18 protein-coding genes are annotated in these 19,842 nt (G+C 65.5%); 10 read left to right on the plus strand and 8 right to left on the minus strand.

Features of this window, described 5'->3' with window-relative positions:
* Positions 1 to 64: 64 nt before the first annotated feature.
* The 3 genes from galT to HK108_RS11795 all read left to right on the plus strand — a co-directional run bounded on the left by galT (position 65) and on the right by HK108_RS11795 (position 3,596).
* Positions 65 to 1,285 (plus strand): galactose-1-phosphate uridylyltransferase, encoded by a 1,221-nt coding sequence (galT, locus tag HK108_RS11785; protein ID WP_181271662.1) that lies wholly within the window; start codon positions 65 to 67, stop codon positions 1,283 to 1,285.
* Complete coding sequence (locus HK108_RS11790) at positions 1,282 to 2,589, plus strand: galactokinase (RefSeq protein WP_181271663.1); 1,308 nt, start codon at positions 1,282 to 1,284, stop codon at positions 2,587 to 2,589. The genes galT and HK108_RS11790 overlap by 4 nt, the downstream gene beginning before the upstream one ends.
* Before the next feature lie 86 nt (positions 2,590 to 2,675).
* Positions 2,676 to 3,596 carry an alpha/beta fold hydrolase gene (locus tag HK108_RS11795; protein ID WP_229664107.1) on the plus strand — a complete coding sequence of 307 codons (921 nt, stop codon included), beginning with the start codon at positions 2,676 to 2,678 and terminating at the stop codon, positions 3,594 to 3,596.
* A 94-nt stretch (positions 3,597 to 3,690) separates the two neighbouring features.
* Here HK108_RS11795 and HK108_RS11800 read toward each other — a convergent pair whose 3' ends face one another.
* From HK108_RS11800 to HK108_RS11835, 8 genes are all read right to left on the minus strand, one after another.
* On the minus strand, positions 3,691 to 3,969 hold the full coding sequence (locus tag HK108_RS11800) for a hypothetical protein (RefSeq protein ID WP_181271664.1): 279 nt from the start codon (positions 3,967 to 3,969) through the stop codon (positions 3,691 to 3,693).
* A 17-nt stretch (positions 3,970 to 3,986) separates the two neighbouring features.
* Complete coding sequence (locus tag HK108_RS11805; protein WP_181271665.1) at positions 3,987 to 5,684, minus strand: sodium:solute symporter family protein; 1,698 nt, start codon at positions 5,682 to 5,684, stop codon at positions 3,987 to 3,989.
* Between the two features lie 216 nt (positions 5,685 to 5,900).
* Positions 5,901 to 6,953, minus strand: a complete 1,053-nt coding sequence (locus HK108_RS11810) for an ABC transporter permease (RefSeq protein ID WP_181271666.1) — start codon at positions 6,951 to 6,953, stop codon at positions 5,901 to 5,903.
* A complete protein-coding gene (locus HK108_RS11815; protein WP_181271667.1) occupies positions 6,950 to 7,918 on the minus strand; it encodes an ABC transporter permease in 969 nt (322 codons plus the stop codon). The genes HK108_RS11810 and HK108_RS11815 overlap by 4 nt, the downstream gene beginning before the upstream one ends.
* Positions 7,915 to 9,471, minus strand: coding sequence for a sugar ABC transporter ATP-binding protein (locus tag HK108_RS11820; protein ID WP_229664108.1), 1,557 nt, complete (start codon positions 9,469 to 9,471; stop codon positions 7,915 to 7,917). The genes HK108_RS11815 and HK108_RS11820 overlap by 4 nt, the downstream gene beginning before the upstream one ends.
* Position 9,472: 1 nt before the next feature.
* Positions 9,473 to 10,567: an ABC transporter substrate-binding protein gene (locus HK108_RS11825; RefSeq protein WP_181271668.1), complete on the minus strand. Its 1,095-nt coding sequence runs from the start codon at positions 10,565 to 10,567 to the stop codon at positions 9,473 to 9,475.
* A 118-nt stretch (positions 10,568 to 10,685) separates the two neighbouring features.
* The gene (locus HK108_RS11830) at positions 10,686 to 11,444 is read right to left on the minus strand and encodes a DeoR/GlpR family DNA-binding transcription regulator (RefSeq protein ID WP_172171257.1); all 759 of its coding nucleotides are present in this window, start codon (positions 11,442 to 11,444) and stop codon (positions 10,686 to 10,688) included.
* A gap of 155 nt (positions 11,445 to 11,599) precedes the next feature.
* On the minus strand, positions 11,600 to 12,316 hold the full coding sequence (locus HK108_RS11835; protein WP_025777351.1) for an IclR family transcriptional regulator: 717 nt from the start codon (positions 12,314 to 12,316) through the stop codon (positions 11,600 to 11,602).
* A gap of 176 nt (positions 12,317 to 12,492) precedes the next feature.
* Here HK108_RS11835 and leuC point away from each other — a divergent pair, with 176 nt between their 5' ends.
* The 7 genes from leuC (at position 12,493) to HK108_RS11870 (ending at position 19,676) form a co-directional block, all read left to right on the plus strand.
* On the plus strand, positions 12,493 to 13,977 hold the full coding sequence (gene leuC, locus HK108_RS11840; RefSeq protein ID WP_139468837.1) for a 3-isopropylmalate dehydratase large subunit: 1,485 nt from the start codon (positions 12,493 to 12,495) through the stop codon (positions 13,975 to 13,977).
* Positions 13,978 to 13,993: 16 nt separating this feature from the next.
* Positions 13,994 to 14,593, plus strand: a complete 600-nt coding sequence (gene leuD, locus HK108_RS11845; protein WP_181271669.1) for a 3-isopropylmalate dehydratase small subunit — start codon at positions 13,994 to 13,996, stop codon at positions 14,591 to 14,593.
* Between the two features lie 206 nt (positions 14,594 to 14,799).
* Positions 14,800 to 16,116 carry a UDP-N-acetylglucosamine 1-carboxyvinyltransferase gene (gene murA, locus HK108_RS11850; protein WP_139468835.1) on the plus strand — a complete coding sequence of 439 codons (1,317 nt, stop codon included), beginning with the start codon at positions 14,800 to 14,802 and terminating at the stop codon, positions 16,114 to 16,116.
* Positions 16,113 to 16,880, plus strand: coding sequence for a lysophospholipid acyltransferase family protein (locus tag HK108_RS11855; protein WP_139468834.1), 768 nt, complete (start codon positions 16,113 to 16,115; stop codon positions 16,878 to 16,880). Before murA ends, HK108_RS11855 begins: the two co-directional genes overlap by 4 nt.
* Complete coding sequence (locus HK108_RS11860) at positions 16,877 to 17,890, plus strand: NAD(P)H-dependent glycerol-3-phosphate dehydrogenase (protein WP_181271670.1); 1,014 nt, start codon at positions 16,877 to 16,879, stop codon at positions 17,888 to 17,890. The genes HK108_RS11855 and HK108_RS11860 overlap by 4 nt, the downstream gene beginning before the upstream one ends.
* Before the next feature lie 44 nt (positions 17,891 to 17,934).
* On the plus strand, positions 17,935 to 18,468 hold the full coding sequence (locus HK108_RS11865; protein ID WP_181271671.1) for a YbhB/YbcL family Raf kinase inhibitor-like protein: 534 nt from the start codon (positions 17,935 to 17,937) through the stop codon (positions 18,466 to 18,468).
* 92 nt (positions 18,469 to 18,560) lie between these two features.
* The gene (locus HK108_RS11870; RefSeq protein WP_181271672.1) at positions 18,561 to 19,676 is read left to right on the plus strand and encodes a D-alanine--D-alanine ligase family protein; all 1,116 of its coding nucleotides are present in this window, start codon (positions 18,561 to 18,563) and stop codon (positions 19,674 to 19,676) included.
* Positions 19,677 to 19,842: the final 166 nt, after the last annotated feature.

Consider the following 19,842-nt stretch of genomic DNA (forward strand, 5'->3'; position numbering starts at 1 on the left):
CACGCGCATCTTGGCCGCCGGATGTTAGCATTATGATCGAAAATGATAACTTTTGGGAGGTCAGATGCCAGCGTCGCATCGCCGGGCGAACCTGTCCGATGGTCGTGAGATCCTGTTCTTCCAGGACCCCGACTCACCTGCACCGACGATCGCTGCCGACCCCCGGCCGCACGATACGCGACCAGACAGCGGAACCCTGCGCTTCGATGTCCTCACCGGCGAATGGGTCGCCGTGGCGACCCACCGACAGACCCGCACCCACCTGCCTGCCGCCGCCGAATGCCCGCTGTGCCCGTCGACGCCGGACCGTCCCACAGAGATCCCGGCGGCAGACTTCGATGTCGCCGTCTTCGAGAACCGCTTCCCCTCCCTCGGCCCCGGCCTCGGTGATGTTCCGTCCGCTCAGAGCGTGGACACCGCCTTCGCCGAGGCGGCCGCCGACTCCGCCGAAACCGTGACCTCCGTGCTGTCGGGACCGGGATACGGCCGCTGCGAAGTCGTCGTCTTCTCCTCGGAGCACACCGGCTCCTTCGCGGGCCTCGGCACCGCGCGCGCCCGCACCGTCATCGACGCGTGGGCCAACAGGAGTGCCGAACTCGCTGCGCTGCCGGGCATCGAACAGGTCTTTATGTTCGAGAACCGCGGGGAGGAGATCGGGGTGACGATGAACCACCCGCACGGTCAGATCTATGCTTACCCCTATGTCACCCCGCACACCGCGATCACCTCGGCCCGGGCGCATGAACACCTGCGCCGGACCGGTCGGCCGCTGCTCGGCGATGTGCTCGCCTTCGAACGCGAGGCAGGAGAGCGAATGATTCTTGAGACCGATCACTTCTCCGCTTTCGTGCCCTTCGCGGCCCGCTGGCCGATCGAGGTCCACCTCGTTCCGCACCGCCAGGTGGGAAGCGTCGACGAGCTCGACGAGACCGAACGCGACGACCTGGCCCGCGTCTATCCCGAGGTGCTGCGACGCATCGACGGCCTCTACCCGAGTCCCACCCCGTATATCGCGGCCTGGCACCAAGCGCCGGTCAACAGTGCCGACCGCCGCGCCGACTGGCTCCACCTCGAGATCACGAGCCCCCGCAGAGCGGAGAACAAGCTGAAGTTCCTCGCCGGTTCGGAGGCCGCCATGGGTGCCTTCGTCGGCGACGTCTCCGCCGAGGAGACCGCAGCCAGACTGCGTTCCGTGACCCTGGAACCCCTCGCCGAGGCGGCCGTACCCGTGAGCGTGAACGCGAGCACGGCTTCGGCACTCGACCCGGAAGACGATCGTTCATGACCACAGAGCCCCCCGAGGCCGTATCCACACCGACCCCCGAACACCTCGCCGAGGAGTTCGAGTCCCTGTTCGGATACCGTCCGATCGGTTCCTTCCGTGCTCCAGGCAGGGTGAACTTCATCGGCGAACACACCGACTACAACGCCGGCTTCGTCCTGCCGATCGCCATCGATCGGGCGGTGTACGTCGCCATCGGTCGGCGACCCGACAACGGCGCTGCCGGGCAAGGCGGGGACGCCGCAGGGCGGCAGGCCGAGGACGCAGGGAACACGGGAACTGTGCAGCCGCCTCGGCGTGGGGAGAGCATTCGCATCGTTTCAGACCATCGCGATGACGCCGGCCAGAGAATGTTCGGCCAGTTCGCGGCCGCGGAACTCGTGCCCGGAAGCCTGCCCGGGTGGCTGAGCCATCCTGCCGGAGTCGTCGATGAGATCGCGAAGACCACCGGCACGGTGGTCGGCGGAATCGACCTCTATATCGAATCCACCGTGCCCGTCGGTGCCGGACTGTCCTCGTCGCACGCACTCGAAGTCGCGGTGCTCATCGCCCTCGACGAGGTGTATGGCCTCGGTCTCGACGACCGGGAGAAAGTCCTGCTGACTCAGCGAGCCGAGAACGACTTCGTCGGTGCACCGACAGGAATCGTCGACCAGGCCGCGTCGATCATGACCGAGGCCGGGCATGCGCTCTTCCTCGACTGCCGCGACCTCAGCGCTCGCCAGATTCCCTTCGACCTCGACGCCGAGGGACTCAGACTCCTCGTCATCGACTCGAAAGTCTCTCACTCGCACAGCGAAAGCGGGTACGGCGCCAGACGGAGGACCTGTGAGGAGTCCGCCGCGATCTTCGGAGTCGACAGTCTGCGGGAACTCGCCGATGACGTCGACCTGAGCGAACTGACCGAGGAGCAGCGGAAGCGGGTGCGCCACGTCATCGCCGAAAACGCTCGGGTCCGCGCCACCGTCGAACTGCTCGAGGACAATGAACGAGCAACCGGCGACGAGCATGGTGCGCGCATCAGTGCCATCGGCGACCTGTTGGTGGCCTCCCACGAATCTCTGCAGCACGACTACGAGGTCTCGTGCGTCGAACTCGACGTGGCGGTGGCCGCCGCGATGGGAGCCGGGGCGCTCGGCGCGCGGATGATCGGCGGCGGCTTCGGCGGTTCCGCGATCGCCCTCATCCACGCAGACCAGGTTGTTCAAGTCGGCGACGCCGTCACCGCGGCATTCGCCGAGCACGGCTACGGGGAGCCGGACATCTTCGCCGTCAGTGCCGGCCGGGGCGCTGCCCGTTTCGACTGAGCTCCTGATTCGGCCGAACCTGTTTCGGCTGAGCCGCCGGTGCAGCCGAGCCGGGCAGGCATTGACCTCTCGAAGCAACGCGGTTCATGCTTGAACCTCAGACGAGGATGAACTCGGAGCGGGGGAGCGGCATGGATATCTGCGACGTCAATGGAGTGAGCCTCGGCGTCGACGAGTTCGGTGAGACGGATGCGCTGCTGGTTCTCTGCCTCGGTGCCCCGACGATGCTGTCCTGGCCCGATGCTCTGTGCGAGCAGCTGGCAGAGCAGGGACGTCACGTTGTGTGCTGCGATCTCCGGGATGCCGGGGCCTCGAGCCATGGTGATCTCGAATCACCGGACTACACTCTGCGAGACCTCGCGGCTGATGCCGCCGAACTCGCACGGACCTTCGATGGCCGACCCGCTCATCTCGCAGGAATCGGTATCAGCGGGATGGTCGCACAGGTCGCGGCGCTCGACCACCCTGAGGCGTTTTCGGCACTCACTCTCATCGGCACCCGACCGGTCGCTCCCGGTCCCGTCGACGATGACCTGCCGGATCATGATGAGGCCACGATGGGTTCGCTCTTCTCCCGACCGCAGCCGGACTGGACGGACGTCGACTCGGTGACCGACTATATGGCCGAAGGTGCACGGATCCTCGGCGACGACCCTGAAGAGGCACGGGCAGTCGCCGCGCGGATCTGGGCACGCACGCAGAGCTCTGATTCAGAACAGGGCTCAGTTCCGACACAGAACTCAGATCCGGAAGCTCACCTGGCCGATCAGCTCGGAATGGTGTTCTCCCGCCTCGACTGCCAGCCACGCTGGCGAGAACGCCTGCCGCAGCTGCGAGTGCCGACGCTGGTCATGCACGGCAGGCGTGACCCGTTCTTCCCCGTGGGCAATGGAGAGGCGCTCGCCCGGGAGATTCCCGGTGCCCGGCTGCTGACCCTCGAGGAGGCCTCGACGGCCGTACCGGTCGCGGACTTCCCCGAGGTTGTGAGAGCGATGGCCTCGCTCTGAGCAGACCGGCTCAGACGGCCTAGGGTCGCTTCTGACCCGGCACCGCGCGGACTCAGGGAATCACTCGGACCCAAGGTCCGCCTCGGCGACGGTGTCAGTCGGTGCTGGCCGCGCCCGCGGCGTCGTCGGGAGTTTCGACGATGCGGATCGGGCGCAGCTTCGCCCAGATGAGGAAGACGGCCGCCGCGATGATGAGGCCGATTCCGGTCCACAGGTTCGCATCGACCCCGCCGGTGCGCTCTGCTTCGTCGGGAGTGAAGCCGATGATTCCGGCGATCGTGAGGATGACGCCGAAGATCGCCAGCAGCGCACCGATGAAGTTGCGGACGTCGAAGGCGCCTGCGGTCTTGGTCAGTTCGTTGGATTTGCTCATGGGTCTCACTGGCTCCTTCAGCCGAATGTCACGTTGAGGATGATGACGAGCACCAGAGCGACACCCGCGACGGGCACGGGGCGCTTCCAAAACGGCGCCTTCGGTTCGCTGAGGTCCTCGAAATCGGACTTCGGGGTCTCCGAGTAGACGAGTCCGCGCAGCTCCGCGGCGGGCTTCGGCGTGGTGAACAGGGTGACGATCACCGACAGAACGATGTCGACGACGAACGCCGTGCTGGCCGCGAGGAATGCGGCACCCTGACCGGGCAGATCGAGGACTCCGGTCTCGGCGAGGATGAACACGAACACGGCCGAGAGCGTGCCGCCGACGAGGCCGACCCAACCGGCGGTCGCCGACATCCGCTTCCAGAACATACCGAGGATGAACGTGGCGAACAGCGGGGCGTTGAAGAAGCCGAACAGCGTCTGCAGGTAATCCATGAGGTTGGAGAAGTTGCCCGCGATGAGCGCCGTGAAGATCGCGACGACACAGGCACCGATCGTCGCCCAGCGGCCGATCTTCAGGTAGTAGTCGTCCTCGCGGTCCTTGACCACGTACTGCTGCCACAGGTCATAGCTGAAGACCGTGTTGAACGCGGAGATGTTCGCGGCCATACCGGCCATGAACGCGGCGAGGAGGCCGGCGATCGCCACACCGAGGAGACCGTTGGGCAGGACCTCGCGCATGAGCAGCAGGAGCGCATCGTTGTACGTCACGCCCGTCTGCTCCAGCGCGGTCGCCTCGTCGATGGAGGCCGAGATCTCCTTGAACTGCGTCATCTGCGGCACGAGGACCGCGGCGATCATGCCGGGGACGACGACGATGAAGGGGATGAGCATCTTCGGGAATGCGCCGATGATCGGGGTCAGGCGCGCGGCATTGATCGACTTCGACGCCATGGCGCGCTGGACCTCGACGAAGTTCGTCGTCCAGTAGCCGAAGGAGAGGACGAAGCCGAGGCCGAAGACAATGCCGACGACCGAGAGCACGGGGTTGGAGAAGCCGGAGAGCTGCTCGCCGGGCCAGCTGCTCAGCTGTTCGGCGCCGAGCATTCCGTCATTGCTCACACGGTCGACCAGCCCGTCCCAGCCGCCGACGCGGTTGAGGCCGATGAGCGTCAGCGGCAGGAGGGCCGCGACGATGACGAAGAACTGCAGCACCTCGTTGTAGATGGCCGCGCTCAGCCCGCCGAGGGTGATGTAGGACAGGACGATCGCGGCGGCGATGATGAGAGTGATCCACAGCGGCCAGCCGAGCAGTCGATTGACGATCGTGCCGAGCAGGAACAGGTTGACGCCGGCGATGAGCAGCTGTGCGACCGCGAAGGACAGTGCGTTGACGAGGTGAGCGCCCGTGCCGAAGCGCTTGCGCATGAACTCCGGAACCGACCGGACCTTCGAACCGTAGTAGAACGGCATCATCACGACGCCGAGGAACAGCATCGCCGGGACCGCGCCGATCCAGAAGTAGTGCATCGTCGGCATGCCGTACTGGGCTCCCGTGGCGGACATGCCCATGATCTCCACGGCGCCGAGGTTGGCCGAGACGAACGCGAGAGCCGTGACCCAAGCAGGCAGGCTCCGTCCGGAGAGGAGGAACTCGATGCTCGAGGAGATCCCGCGCTTGGCGAACCAGCCGATGCCGAGGACGAAGATGAAGTAGATCGCTATCAGCAGATAGTCGATCCACTGTGCGTCCAAGCGGATTGCTTCCAAGGTTCCTCCATATGCGTCAGTGCATCGCTTCGTAATGCGTCAGTGCATGGCTGCGTGTGGTGTATGACACCCGAGTGGACACTTTAGAGGATTGTGAGCCTGATCGCTAGTGATCGAACCTGAACAGTTTTGATCGTTTGCGCCGGAGCCGTGCGCAGACCGCCTGCACGCGCGCTTGTGCGCACTTCTGCGAGCCTGTGAGCGCCCCTGTCGGAGTCAGATCGGTTTCGGCGCGTCGGCCTCGCCGCCTCGGCGTCTCTGCCGTTCTTGGGCCTGAACTCTGGACAGCAGCACCTGAGCAACGGCGACGACGAGCAGCACAGCGCCGTTGACCACGGCCTGCCAGTTCGAATTCGTCAGTCCCATGCGGTTGATGAGGTTGGCCACCACCTGCAGCAGCACGACTCCGACCAGGGATCCGACTACAGTTCCCGCTCCTCCTGTGAGCAGAGTGCCGCCGAGGACCACGGCGGCGATCGCCGTGAGCTCGAGACCGACACCGAGGGTGGTCACTCCCGACGCGGTGTAGGACGCGGTGAGCGCTCCGGCCAGACCGGCCATGGTCCCTGACACAGCGAAGACGATGAGGGTCGACCGCAGCACCGGCAGACCCATGAGGCGGGCGGCATCGGGTTGACCGCCGATCGCCAGCAGGGTCGAACCGTAGGAGGTGCGGTGGAGCACGAGGACGCCGATCGCGAAGAGGACGATGACGTTCCACACCGGGAATCCGAGACCCAGAAAGGATCCGCGGCTGAGCTCGAGGAAGGCGGAATCACCGGGTACCTTGTACGTCTCCGACCCTTCTTCGGTCAGTGCTAAGAGCAGACCGCGGGCGAAGAGCAGACCGGCGAGGGTGACGATGAACGACGGGATCGACGTGAACGCGACGATCGCTCCCTGCACGAGACCGATGAGGGTGCACACGATGAGCGGGACGAGGAGGGCAGCGAGGAATCCATATTGAGATGCCCACGCTGCGAGCACTCCGCCGAGGGCGAAGACCGACCCGACCGACAGGTCGATGCCCCCGGTGAAGATGACGAACGTCAGCCCCAGGGCCACGGGCGCGAGGAATGCGGCCTGCAGAGCGATCTGGCTGAGATTGCCCGCAGAAGCGAACGTCGGAAAGGCGAAGGCAGAGACGACGATGAGGCAGAGCAGAATCACCAGCGCACCGTTGCGCTGAGTCAGCCGAGCCAGCTTCTCGACTCGTGATCGCCTGCCCGCATCGGCGAGAGCCGCCTCGGTGGTGGAGGTAGTGCTCATGTCTTTCTCCTTCCGACCTGGAGGGCGACAGCGACGACGATGACGATCGCCTGAACCATCTGGGACACGGAGTCCGGAATGTTGTGGGAGACGAGAGTGGACACGATGAGCTGCATGAGCAGCGCACCCCCGACAGTGCCGAGGATGCGCACCTTGCCGCCGGCCAGTGAGGTCCCGCCGATGACGACGGCGGCGATGGCCGACAGTTCCATGAGCAGGCCGAGGGTGCGTGGGTCGCTGGCCGACGAGCGGGCGGCCACGAGGACTCCGGCGCACGCTGCGAGCAGACCGGAGAGGACATAGACGCTGACCAGCACGGACTTGATGCGGATCCCGGCGAGTTCGGCGGCCTTCTTATTGCCGCCGATGGCCTCGACCATGATCCCGAAGGTGGTGCGGCGCATGAGGAACGCCGCGACAAGGACCAGGATGACGGCGCTGAGAACCGAATACGGGATGCCGAGCAGAGAGCCGGAGCCGAGTACCGCGAGTCCGGGGTCGGAGAGGTTTTTGATCTCACCGCCGATGACGTTCGCGAGACCACGCCCGCCGATGAGTACGGCCAGGGTGGCGACGATGGGTTGGATGCCGAAGTATGAGACGAGAGCACCGATCATCAGTCCCGAGAGGCCGCCTGCAGCGATTCCGACGAGGATCGCCGGAACGGTCCCGTAGCCGATGTACAGCGGCATGATCGCTGCCGACAGCGCCATCACGCTGCCGACCGACAGGTCGATGCCCTTGGTGCCGATGACCATGGCCATGCCGAGTGCCACGATGAGGACGGGAGCGGTCTGGATGAGCTGCAGGCGCAGGTTTGCGACAGTGAGAAAATGCGGAGTGATGATCGCGTTGATGACCACCATCAGTGCCAGTGCGACATAGACCCCGTAGTTCGCGATCCACGCTCGCACGGACATCGAGCGCTTCACCGGCACCGAGGCGGTGGTGGGCGAGGCCTTCATCGCTGTCCTCCATCGACGAGGGCCGACAGGAGTCGAGAGTTGTCCACCTGGTCGTCGGTGAGGATCTCGCTGACCTCTCCGTCGCGCAGCACGAGGATCGAGTCCGAACCGGCAACGAGCTCCTCGGTCTCCGAGGAGATCAGGACGACGGCCATTCCCTTCTCCGCCAGTTCGTCGATGAGGGCCTGCACCTCCTGTTTGGCTCCGACGTCGATGCCGCGAGTCGGTTCGTCGAGGAGGAAGACCGAAGGCTCGGTGCACAGCCATCGGGCGATGAGCACTTTCTGCTGATTTCCCCCGGAGAGTTCGGAGATGAGTTGTCGGGTTGACGAGACCTTGATGCCCAGACGGCGAATCCAGCGATCGACGAGTTCATCGATTCGGCGGTTCGACAGCACGCCTGCGTTCGAGACCCGCGGCAGGATGCCGAGGATGATGTTGTCGCGGACACTGAGCTCGGGGACGATGCCCTCGGCCTTCCGATCCTCGGACAGCAGTGCGATTCCTGCTCTCAGCGCAGCGGGGACGGAACCCCGTCGGACCGGTCCGCCCTTGACTGTGATCTGGCCTGAGCTCGTATCCAATCCGCCGTAGATCGCTTTGACGGTCTCGCTGCGACCTGACCCGAGGAGACCGGCCAAGCCGACGATCTCGCCTGCCCGGACGGACACGTCAACGGACTGCAGACGGCCGGGCGCGCTGAGATCCTTCGCCTCGAGCACCACCTCGGCGGTCGTTTCGGAAACATCGGTATCGGTGAATGAGGTGACGCCGTGTTCGGTGATGTCACGACCGAGCATTGCCGAGATCAGGGACCGGCGGTCGAGTTCGTGCATCGGACCGGTATGGACGACGCGACCGTCGCGCAGGATCGTCACCTCATCGCAGAGTTCCCACAGCTCATCGAGTCGATGTGAGATGAAGACGATGCCGACTCCCTGGTCACGGAGCCGGCGGGCCACGGAGAACAGCACTTCGACCTCGCGGCGTTCCAAAGACGAAGTCGGTTCATCCATGATGACGACGCGTGCCTCGGTCGTCACCGCGCGGGCCAGTGCGATCATCTGCTGGACGCCGAGGCCCAAGGCTCCGAGCTCCGCAGTCACGTCCACATCGATGCCGAGATCCTGGACCACCTCGGCGGCCTTCCTGTTGAGTGCGCGTACGTCGATGAGGCCGAGGCGTCCCCGCGGCTCGCGGCCGAGGAAGATATTGCGGGCCACCGACAGGAGCGGGACGAGGTTCACCTCTTGGTAGACCGTGGAGATTCCGGCGTCCTGCGCCTGGGACGGATGGTTGAACCGGACCTCGCTGCCGGCAAGCTCGATGCAACCGGTCTCGGCCTGATAGACCCCGGTCAGCGATTTGATGAGAGTGGACTTCCCGGCCCCGTTCTCGCCGACGACGGTGTGGATCGTTCCGGGACGCAGGGAGAAGTCGACGTCGTGGAGGACATGGACACCGGAGAAGGATTTGTTCAGTCCTCTGGCGGCCAGCGCCAGCGCAGCCTCCTCGTGAGGCTGCGCCGGGCCCTGTTGGGATGTGTCGGTCACGTCAGAACGCCTGACCGGCCTGTTCTTCGGCGTTGTCGGGTGTGTACTCGCCGTCCTTGATGATGATGTCCTCCGGGATCTCCTCACCGGAGTAGAACTTGCTCAAGGTGTCGAAGACTAGCGGTCCGAAGCGCGGATTGGATTCGATCACTGCGTTGTACTTGCCGGCGACGATGGCATCGACAGCATTCTTCGTCCCGTCGATCGACACGATCTTCACGTCTTTGCCCGGTTCCTTGCCCGCTTCCTGGATGGCGGCCATCGCGCCGAGGCCCTCTTCATCGTTGAATGCATAGACAGCGTCGATCTCCGGGTTCGACTGCAGCAGCTGAGCCGTGACCTCCTGACCTTCGGAACGGGAAGCATTGGCCGTCTGTTCGGCGACGATCTCGATGTCCGGGTACTCGGCCTTCACCTGATCCTTGAAGCCCTTCTGCCGGCCGTCGGTGACGTTGTTGCCCGAGGGCCCCAACAGTACTGCGACCTTCGCCTTGGAGTCGGTGGCCTCGGCCAGGGCATCCGCCGCGCGCTCGCCCTGCTTGACGAAGTCCGAACCGATGAAGGTGAGATAGTCGTCGCAGGACTTGTTGGTGACCTTCCGGTCGATGGTCACGACCGGGACCTTCTTCTTCTTGGCTGCATTGAGAGCCGAGTCGAGTCCGTCGGAATTGACCGGGGCGATGACGAGCATGTCGACGTCCTGGCTGAGGAGGTTCTCGATATCGCTGATCTGTTTGGGCAGTTCGTTGTTGGCGTTTGTGACGACGAGGTCGGCACCGGCGTCCTTGGCCGTGTCCTTGAGAGATTTGGTTTCTGCAGCGCGGAAGCTCGCGGAATCCGGCTCGGACTGGGAGAAGCCGACCTTCGCACCTTTGATGTCGACTTTGTCGACGCCGTAATCGTCCATCGTGCAGGTCGGACCCGATGATCCGGCACTGTCAGCGGCCTGAGCGGCTTCGCCTCCGCTGCCTCCTGAAGCTTCGGGGTCGCTGCCTTCGTTGGTGCAGCCGGACAGCAGCAGCCCACCGGCTGCAGCGATGGCACACACTCGAATTGCTGTGGAGCGGAAGACCGAATGCGATTCTCTGATTTTCATTGGTGCCTCTTCTGTCGGTACGGCCCCATTGCCGTGACTGATCAAAAGTTATCAGAATCACAATAAAACAATCAAGAAGTAGAGATGTAGTGACGGAGAATGTCAGCAGATCGATATCTCAGACGACCTCGACCTCAACCCCCGCCTCGCGCAGTGCGGTGAGTTCGGATTCTTCGCTCTTCGAATCGGTGATGAGCTGCTGGATCTGCTCGGTCGGAACAGTGAGCACCGACGAGCGGAGGCCGACCTTCGTGTGATCGACGAGTGCAGTGACGCGCCCTGCCCCGGCGGCCATGGCCCGATCCGTATCGGCGACGGGGAACGCCGGTGTCGACAGGCCGAAGTCCGCGGCCAGTCCGTTCCCGGAGAGGAAGACGGTGTCGGCGCGCAGGCCGAGCAGCTGAGACACCGTGCCGCCGCCGACGAAGGCCCGGATCGAATGGCGCAGCAGACCGCCGACGACGATGACCTCGTTGTCGGGGGAGGAGACCATGGCCTCGGCGACGAGCAGCGAATTCGTCACCACGCGCAGACCCGAGCGCGTCACGAGCTCCTTGGCCAACAGCTCTGTCGTCGTTCCCGGCCCCAGCGCCACGACATCTCCGTTGCGCACCTGGGTCGCTGCAGCACGCGCGATCGCCGTCTTCTCGGCCAGAGCCTGCTCGAGCTTCTCCGCATAGCTCGACTCCCGCGCGCTCGAGGCGAGAACGGCGCCGCCGTGGGTGCGGATGAGTCTGCCCTCCTCGGCGAGCTGATCGAGGTCCCGGCGGATGGTCACGGCCGAAGTATCGAGCTTCTCCGACAGGGAAGTGATGGAGACGGCGCCGTCTCTCTCGATCGTATCGACGATGATGTTGCGTCTCTGAGCGGCGATCATGGGGCCATAGTACAAGCCCGGAGGTCGGGCCGACTTCAAGGACGAGGCACGACCGCGGGCCTGGAGGCACGACCGCGGGCCCGGAGGGATGATCCTCCGGGCCCGCGGTCAACACGTTCGCCGCTGGGCGAGGTGCGATGGGAGCTGAGTCGGACTCAGCCGCGCACGAGTGCCTCGGTCAGCGCACGCGCGGCGTCGATGACCGACTTCGCGTGCAGGCGGCCGGGCTGGCGGGTGAGCCGGTCGACCGGTCCGGAGATCGAGACGGCTGCGACCACCCGATTGCTCGGACCGCGCACGGGAGCCGACACCGAGGCGACCCCCCGTTCGCGTTCGGCGATGGACTGGGCCCAGCCTCGGCGGCGGACCCCGGAGAGCATGGTCGCGGAGAACCGGGCACCGCGCAGGCCCGTGTGCAGACGGTCCGGCTCCTCCCAGGCCAGCAGCACCTGAGCCGCAGAACCGGCGCGCATCGACAGCGTCGCGCCGATCGGCACGGAGTCGCGCAGACCCACGGGGCGCTCGGCCGCGGCCACGCACAGGCGCAGATCGCCCTGACGGCGGAAGAGCTGAGCGGACTCACCCGTCTGATCGCGCAGCTGACCGAGCACCGGCCCGGCCGCGGCCAGCAGGCGGTCCTCGCCGGCGGCCGACGACAGCTCGGCCAGACGCGGCCCGAGGACGAAACGTCCCTGAAGGTCGCGACCGACGATGCGGTGGAATTCGAGGGCAACAGCCAGGCGGTGGGCAGTGGGGCGTGCCAGTCCGGTCAGCGTCACCAATTCGGCGAGAGAGGCGGGTCCGGCCTCAAGTGCGGAGAGAACCATTGCGGCCTTGTCGATGACCCCGACGCCGCTACCATTGCTTGTCATAGGCACCATTGTGCGCGTCTCAGTGGGCGAGATGCAAGTTCGCATTGCGATACGGGCGAGTAGATTTCGAATACGCACTCACTCCAGTGCGCACATCGCAGTTCATCGACGCGGTCGTACCTCGGCCCGTCAGGTCTACATCGGGTGCAGAGATCCCTGCACCGGCGGGAGGAACCATGCCACGCACATTGGCCGAGAAGGTCTGGGCCGATCACGTCGTCTCACGAGGTGTTGACGGTGCGCCGGACCTTATCTACATCGACCTCCACCTCGTCCACGAGGTGACCAGCCCGCAGGCCTTCGACGGACTCCGACTCGCCGGGCGCCCAGTGCGCCGCCCCGACCTCACCATCGCCACCGAGGACCACAACACCCCGACGTGGGACATCGACAAGCCGATCGCCGAACCGACCTCGGCCACGCAGATCAACACCCTGCGCAAGAACGCCGAGGAATTCGGCATCCGCCTGCACAGCCTCGGCGACGCCGACCAGGGAATCGTCCACGTCGTGGGACCGCAGCTGGGTCTGACCCAGCCGGGCACCACCGTCGTCTGCGGCGACTCGCACACCTCCACCCACGGCGCCTTCGGAGCGCTCGCCTTCGGCATCGGCACCTCCGAGGTCGAACACGTGCTCGCCACGCAGACGCTGAGCCTCAAGCCCTTCAAGACGATGTCGATCACCGTCGACGGCGACCTGCCCGAAGGCTCGAGCGCCAAGGACATCATCCTCGCCATCATCGCGAAGATCGGCACCGGCGGGGGGCAGGGCTACGTGCTCGAATACCGCGGCTCGGCCATCCGCCAGCTGTCGATGGAAGCCCGGATGACGATCTGCAATATGTCGATCGAAGCCGGCGCCCGCGCCGGAATGGTCGCCCCCGACGAGACGACCTTCGAATACGTCAAGGGCCGTCCCCACGCCCCCGAAGGCGAAGACTGGGACGCGGCCGTCGAGTACTGGAAGACCCTCTACACCGACGAAGGCGCGGAATTCGACGCCGAGGTGGTCCTCAAGGCCGAAGACATCGAACCCTTCGTCACCTGGGGAACGAACCCCGGCCAGGGCCTGCCGCTGTCGGCGAGCGTGCCCAGCCCCGACGACTTCACCGACGAGAACGACAAAGCCGCAGCCGCCAATGCGCTGGCCTATATGGGCCTGACCCCGGGTACGCCGCTGCGCGAGATCGACGTCGACACCGTCTTCCTCGGGTCCTGCACGAACTCCCGGATCGAAGATCTCCGGGCCGCCGCCGAGGTGGTCCGCGGCCGCAAGAAGGCCGACAACGTCCGCTTCATGGTCGTTCCCGGCTCCGCGAAGGTCCGACTCCAGGCCGAAGAAGAGGGCCTCGACGTCATCTTCAAGGACTTCGGCGGCGAATGGCGCTTCGCCGGCTGCTCGATGTGCTTAGGGATGAACCCGGACCAGCTGGCCGAAGGCGAACGCTGCGCCTCGACCTCGAACCGCAACTTCGAAGGCCGCCAGGGCAAGGGCGGGCGCACCCACCTCGTCTCACCGCTCGTGGCCGCGGCCACCGCGGTGCGCGGCACGCTGTCCTCACCGGGCGATGTCGCCGACCTGCCGCGGGATGCCGAACCCGTGGAATGGGCCGACAACCGCCTGTCCCTCAACCTGACACCCGTCTCGGCGAACGACTGACAAAGGAGGACGAGCCATGGAAGCTTTCACCACCCACACCGGCATCGGCGTTCCTCTGCGCCGATCCAATATCGACACCGACCAGATCATTCCCGCGAAGTTCCTCAAGCGGGTCACCCGCACCGGCTTCGAGGACGCCCTGTTCTACCGGTGGCGGACCAACGACGATTTCGTCCTCAACGACCCCGACTTCGCATCCGGCTCCGTCCTCGTCGCCGGCCCCGACTTCGGCACCGGCTCCTCCCGCGAGCACGCCGTCTGGGCGCTCAAGGACTATGGCTTCCGCGTCGTCCTGTCCTCCCGCTTCGGCGATATCTTCCGCGGCAACTCCGGCAAAGAGGGCCTGCTGGCCGCCCAGCTCGAACAGGCCGATATCGAACTGATCTGGAAGATCCTCGAGAACCATCCCGGCACCTCGATCACCGTCGACCTGAACGAGAAGACCGTGACGTGCGACACCGTCACTGTGTCCTTCCAGATCGACGACTACACGCGCTGGCGCCTGCTCGAAGGCCACGACGACATCAGCCTCACCCTGGCCAAGGAAGACGATATCGTCGCCTACGAATCCTCCCGCTTCGCCTTCAAGCCGACGACCCTGCCCGCCAAGGTCTGACCCTCACCTAAGCCGGCCCACCCGTATCGTTTCCACCCCGCCGAGGATGCCCACCGTCACACGTCCGGACGTGACGGTGGGCATCCTCGGCGAATCGGTGGGATACCGTCGGCTGGGTTAGTCTAGGACGGTGCCCGCGGCAATCGTGGGGCACCGTCTCCGGGTGGCATCCCGCCCGGATCCGATCATCGGAATCAGGGAGGAACATGCTCGAAGTACGTGGGGGAAATCCGCTGGACGGCACCGTCCGAGTCCGCGGCGCCAAGAACCTGGTGCCCAAGGCGATGGTGGCCTCTCTGCTCGGTGAGACCCCGTCCGTGCTGCGCGGCGTGCCCAACATCCGCGATGTCGAGATCGTCACCGGACTCCTTGAACTCCACGGAGTCCGCGTCACCTCCGGCCCCGACGGGGACCAGCCTGACGGCGAACTCCACCTCGACCCGGCCGATGTGGCTCAGGGCTCCATCGTCGACATCGACGCCCACGCCGGATCCTCCCGCATCCCGATCCTCTTCTGCGGACCTCTCCTGCACAGCCTCGGTCAGGCGTTCATCCCCGACCTCGGCGGCTGCCATATCGGCGACCGCCCCATCAACTTCCACCTCGATGTGCTCCGCAAGTTCGGAGCCGAGGTCGACAAGACCCCCGGCGGCATCATGCTCAAGGCGCACAGCCGCCTGCAGGGCACCAAGGTCGAACTGCCCTACCCCTCCGTCGGTGCCACGGAACAGGTGCTGCTGACCGCGGTCCGCGCCGAAGGCGTGACCGAGCTGCGGGGCGCGGCCATCGAACCGGAGATCATGGATCTCATCGCGCTGCTGCAGAAGATGGGCGCGATCATCACCGTCGACACCGACCGCGTGGTGCGCATCGAAGGCGTCGACACCCTCCGCGGGTTCATCCACCGCGCCCTGCCCGACCGCAACGAGACCGCGTCCTGGGCCTCGGCGGCACTGGCCACCGGCGGAGACATCTTCGTCGAAGGCGCCAGCCAGCCGGAGCTCATCACGTTCCTCAACGTCTTCCGCAAGATCGGCGGAGAATTCGATGTGCAGGAGAACGGCATCCGCTTCCGCCACCCCGGCGGCAAACTCCGATCCTTTGCGCTGGAAACCGACGTCCACCCCGGCTTCATGACCGACTGGCAGCAGCCGTTGGTCGTCGCGATGACTCAGGCCGAAGGTCTGTCGATCATCCACGAGACCGTGTATGAGAACCGCTTCGGCTTCACCGACGCCCTGCGCGATATGGGTGCGCAGATCCAGCTCTACCGCGAATGTCTCGGCGGCACTCCCTGCCGCTTCGGACGACGGAACTACCAACACTCGGCCGTGATCTCCGGACCCACCGACCTCAAGGGCACCCGCATCGACGTTCCCGATCTGCGCGGCGGCTTCAGCCACCTCATCGCCGCATTGGCTGCCCAGGGTGCGAGCGAAGTCCACGGTATCGAACTCATCAACCGCGGCTACGAGAACTTCCTCGACAAACTCACCGGACTCGGTGCCGAGGTCTCCGCATGAGCGCCGACATCGAACCGGACGCGAACGACCACGATCTCGTCTCCTTCGATCCCGCCTCGGTGCGGTCCCAGAACCGGGCCGGCACCGTCGCCGCCACAGCGGCCTTCGGGCTCATGCGCACGGCCACGAAGATGAGCGTGCGGGGAGTCGAGCACCTGCCGCCGGCCGGCACGGGCATCATCGCCGCCGCCTACCATGCCAACCATCTCGACCCGATCCTCGTGGGGCTGGCGCTGAAGCGCAACGGTCGGATGCCGCACTTCCTCGCGAAGTCGACGCTGTTCACCGGGGTGCTCGGCAAGATCCTCAAGACCATCGGGCAGATCCCGGTGCTGCGCGCCTCGGCCTCGGCCGGGGACTCCCTCGAATATGCGAAGGACGCCCTGGCGAACGGCCAGACCGTCGTCATCTACCCCGAGGGCACGCTGACGAAGGACCCGGAGCTGTGGCCCCAGCACTTCAAGACCGGCACTGCCCGGCTGGCGCTGGAGACCGGAGCCCCGATCATCCCCGTCGCTCACTGGGGACTGGACACGGTCTACCCGCGTGGGCAGAAGAAGGTCCGCTTCCGCCCCTTCAGCCATGACTCCGTCGTGGCCTTCGGTCCCGCCATCGACTATTCGGATCTGTGGGATCACCGGGCTGAGAAGAAGACGATGGGAGACCTCTCCCAGCGTGTGAAGAACACCGTGGCGGCGATGGTGGCCGAACTGTCCGAACGCGAACTGCCGCAGCGTTTCACAGCGAAGGAGACTGGCGAATGAGCGTCGACAAGATCACCGTCCTCGGAGCCGGATCGTGGGGAACCACCTACGCCGCGGTCATCGCCGACGCCGGATTCCCCGTCACCCTGTGGGCCCGCCGTCCCGAGGTCGCCGAAGAGATCAACTCCACGCACACCAACGAGCGCTACCTGGGCGAGCGACTCCTGCCCGAGGGGCTGAGTGCGACCGCTGACGATATCGCCGCGGTCACCGACGCCGAGGTCATCGTCCTCGCCGTGCCCGCCCAGACCCTGCGGGAGAACCTCACCCGGTGGAAGCCGCATCTGCGTGAGGGTGTGAAGCTCGTGAGCCTGATGAAGGGCATCGAAGTCGACACCGGCAAACGCATGTCCGAGGTCATCGCCGAGGTCGCCGAGGTCGCCGAATCCCAGATCGCCGTCGTCTCCGGACCCAATCTGGCGCGTGAGATCGCCGACCGGCAGCCCACCGCCACCGTCGTCGCGTCCTCCGAGATCACCACCGCCGAGGTGGTCGCAGAGATCAGCGCGAACACGTACTTCCGCCCGTATACGAACACCGACGTCGTCGGCGTCGAGATCGGCGGTGCGATCAAGAACATCATCGCCCTGTCCGTGGGCATCGCCGACGGACAGAAGCTCGGCGACAACTCGAAGGCGTCGATCATCACCCGCGGGCTCGCCGAAACCTCTCGCCTGGCCGCGGCCATGGGTGCCGAGGCGCACACCCTGTCCGGACTCGCCGGGCTCGGCGACCTCGTGGCCACCTGCGCCTCGCCCCTGTCGCGCAATCGCACCTTCGGGCGCCACCTCGGTGAGGGGATGAGCCTCGAGGACGTCATCGCCCACACCTCACAGACGGCCGAAGGCGTGAAATCCGCTCCCGCCGTCCTCGCCCTGGGTCGACGCAACGGCGTCGACCTGCCCATCACCGAGGCGGTCTGTGCGGTGCTCAGCGGAAAACTGCAGGTTGACGAACTCGCCGGATTGCTGTTGTCTCGGAAGCGTAAGCACGAAGGACCACCCGCCTGATTCACACCGAGTCTCAGGCACCCGCTGGAAAACTAGGAGCACAAATGAGCGCCAACTCACCGTTCTTCAACCTTCCCGAACTTCCCACCTTCACGCTGACGAGCACCGACATCGAAGACGGTGGGGTGCTCACCGGCCCCCAGCTCTCCGGCGCCATGGGCGTGCCCGGCGGTGAGGACGTCTCGCCGCAGCTGTCCTGGTCTGGGTTCCCCGAAGAGACCAAGGCCTTCGCCGTGACCTGCTACGACCCCGACGCTCCCACCGGCTCGGGCTTCTGGCACTGGGTCGTCACGGACCTCGACGCCTCGGTGACGAGCTTGGAGGCCAACGCCGGTGACCCGGCCGCCGACCTCCTGCCCAGCGGTGCCGTGACCCTGCGCAACGACGCCGGCGAACCCCGCTTCGTCGGTGCCGCCCCGCCGGAGGGCCACGGACCGCACCGCTATTTCTTCATCGTCACCGCTCTGGCCGAACCGCTGGGCATCGACGAATCCGCAACACCTGCCTTCGCCGGCTTCAACATGTTCTTCAAGGGCATCGGCCGGGCGTGGCTGGAATGCACGTACGAGGCCAAGTGAGCTAAAGTCTTTCAGTCCGCGCACACCTGACCCGCTGTGCGCACCCGTGTCCGGTCCGAGTGCACGGGAGTACCACTTCAGCAAGGAAACTCATGGCAGACAACGATCACCGGCCCCTTGTCGCAGTCCTCTTCGGAGGCCGTTCGAGCGAGCACTCCGTTAGCTGCGTCACCGCGGCCGGGGTGATCGGTGCCATCGACGCCGATGCCTTCGACGTACTGCCGATCGGCATCACGAAGACCGGTGTGTGGCGGGTCGTCGACGACTGGGCGAGCATGCGCTTCGACCCGCAAGCCATGCCCGAGGTCACGGACAATGGGACCGAGGTGATTCCTCCGGTCTCTGCCGACGGGTCACCGCTGCTGCACCGCGATGCCGAGGGCAATTACACCGAACTCGGTGCGGTCGACGTATTCTTCCCACTCCTGCACGGCCGCTTCGGTGAGGACGGAACACTGCAGGGACTGTTCGAACTCAGCGACACCGCGTTCGTCGGCTCCGGAGTGTTCTCCTCCGCCGCGAGCATGGACAAGCACTATACGAAGTCACTCATGGCCCACGCCGGAGTCCCCACCTGCCCGTGGGAGCTCGTGACCGAGACGATGTGGGCCGCAGACCGCGCGGAGGCGGAGAGGCGAGTGGCCGCGCTCGGCCTGCCCGTGTTCGTCAAACCCGCCCGTGCCGGATCGTCCATGGGAGTCAGCCGGGTCGCCGAGGCGGCCGACCTCGAAGCCGCCCTGCTCGGTGCCTTCGAACACGACTCCAAGGTCATCGTCGAACCCGAGGTCAGCGGTCGTGAGGTCGAATGCGCCGTGCTCGGTTCCGTCTATGACACGGAGCTGCGAGTCTCCTCTCCCGGAGAGATCCGGGTGAGCGGCGACCACTCCTTCTACGATTTCGACGCCAAGTACCTCGACCTCGCCGCCGCAGAGGTCACCTGTCCGGCCGATCTCGACGAGACGGTGACCACCCGGGTTCAGGAGTTGGCCGCCTCGGTGTTCCGTCTCTTCGACTGCACCGGTCTGGCCCGCGTCGACACCTTCGTCACGGACACCGGCGAGGTCGTCATCAACGAACTCAACACCCTTCCCGGGTTCACTCCCACCTCGGCGTACCCGTTCATGTGGGCGCAGTCGGGACTCGAATACTCCGAACTCATCGGCGAACTCATCTCGATCGCCCTGATCGACCACGCCCGCGCGAAGTAGAAGCGGACGCCGTGGAGCAATCGCGTCTTCGGTGGGCGCTCTAGCTGTACTTCCCCGACACGTTGTGAACGGTAGTTGAAACACAACGAAGACCTCCGATACCGATATGGGTAACCACACTCATGATCGAGTCCCGGAGGTCTTCATGACACACCGTAACGCACCA

Source organism: Brevibacterium sediminis (assembly GCF_013623905.1).
Lineage (GTDB): Bacteria > Actinomycetota > Actinomycetes > Actinomycetales > Brevibacteriaceae > Brevibacterium > Brevibacterium sediminis.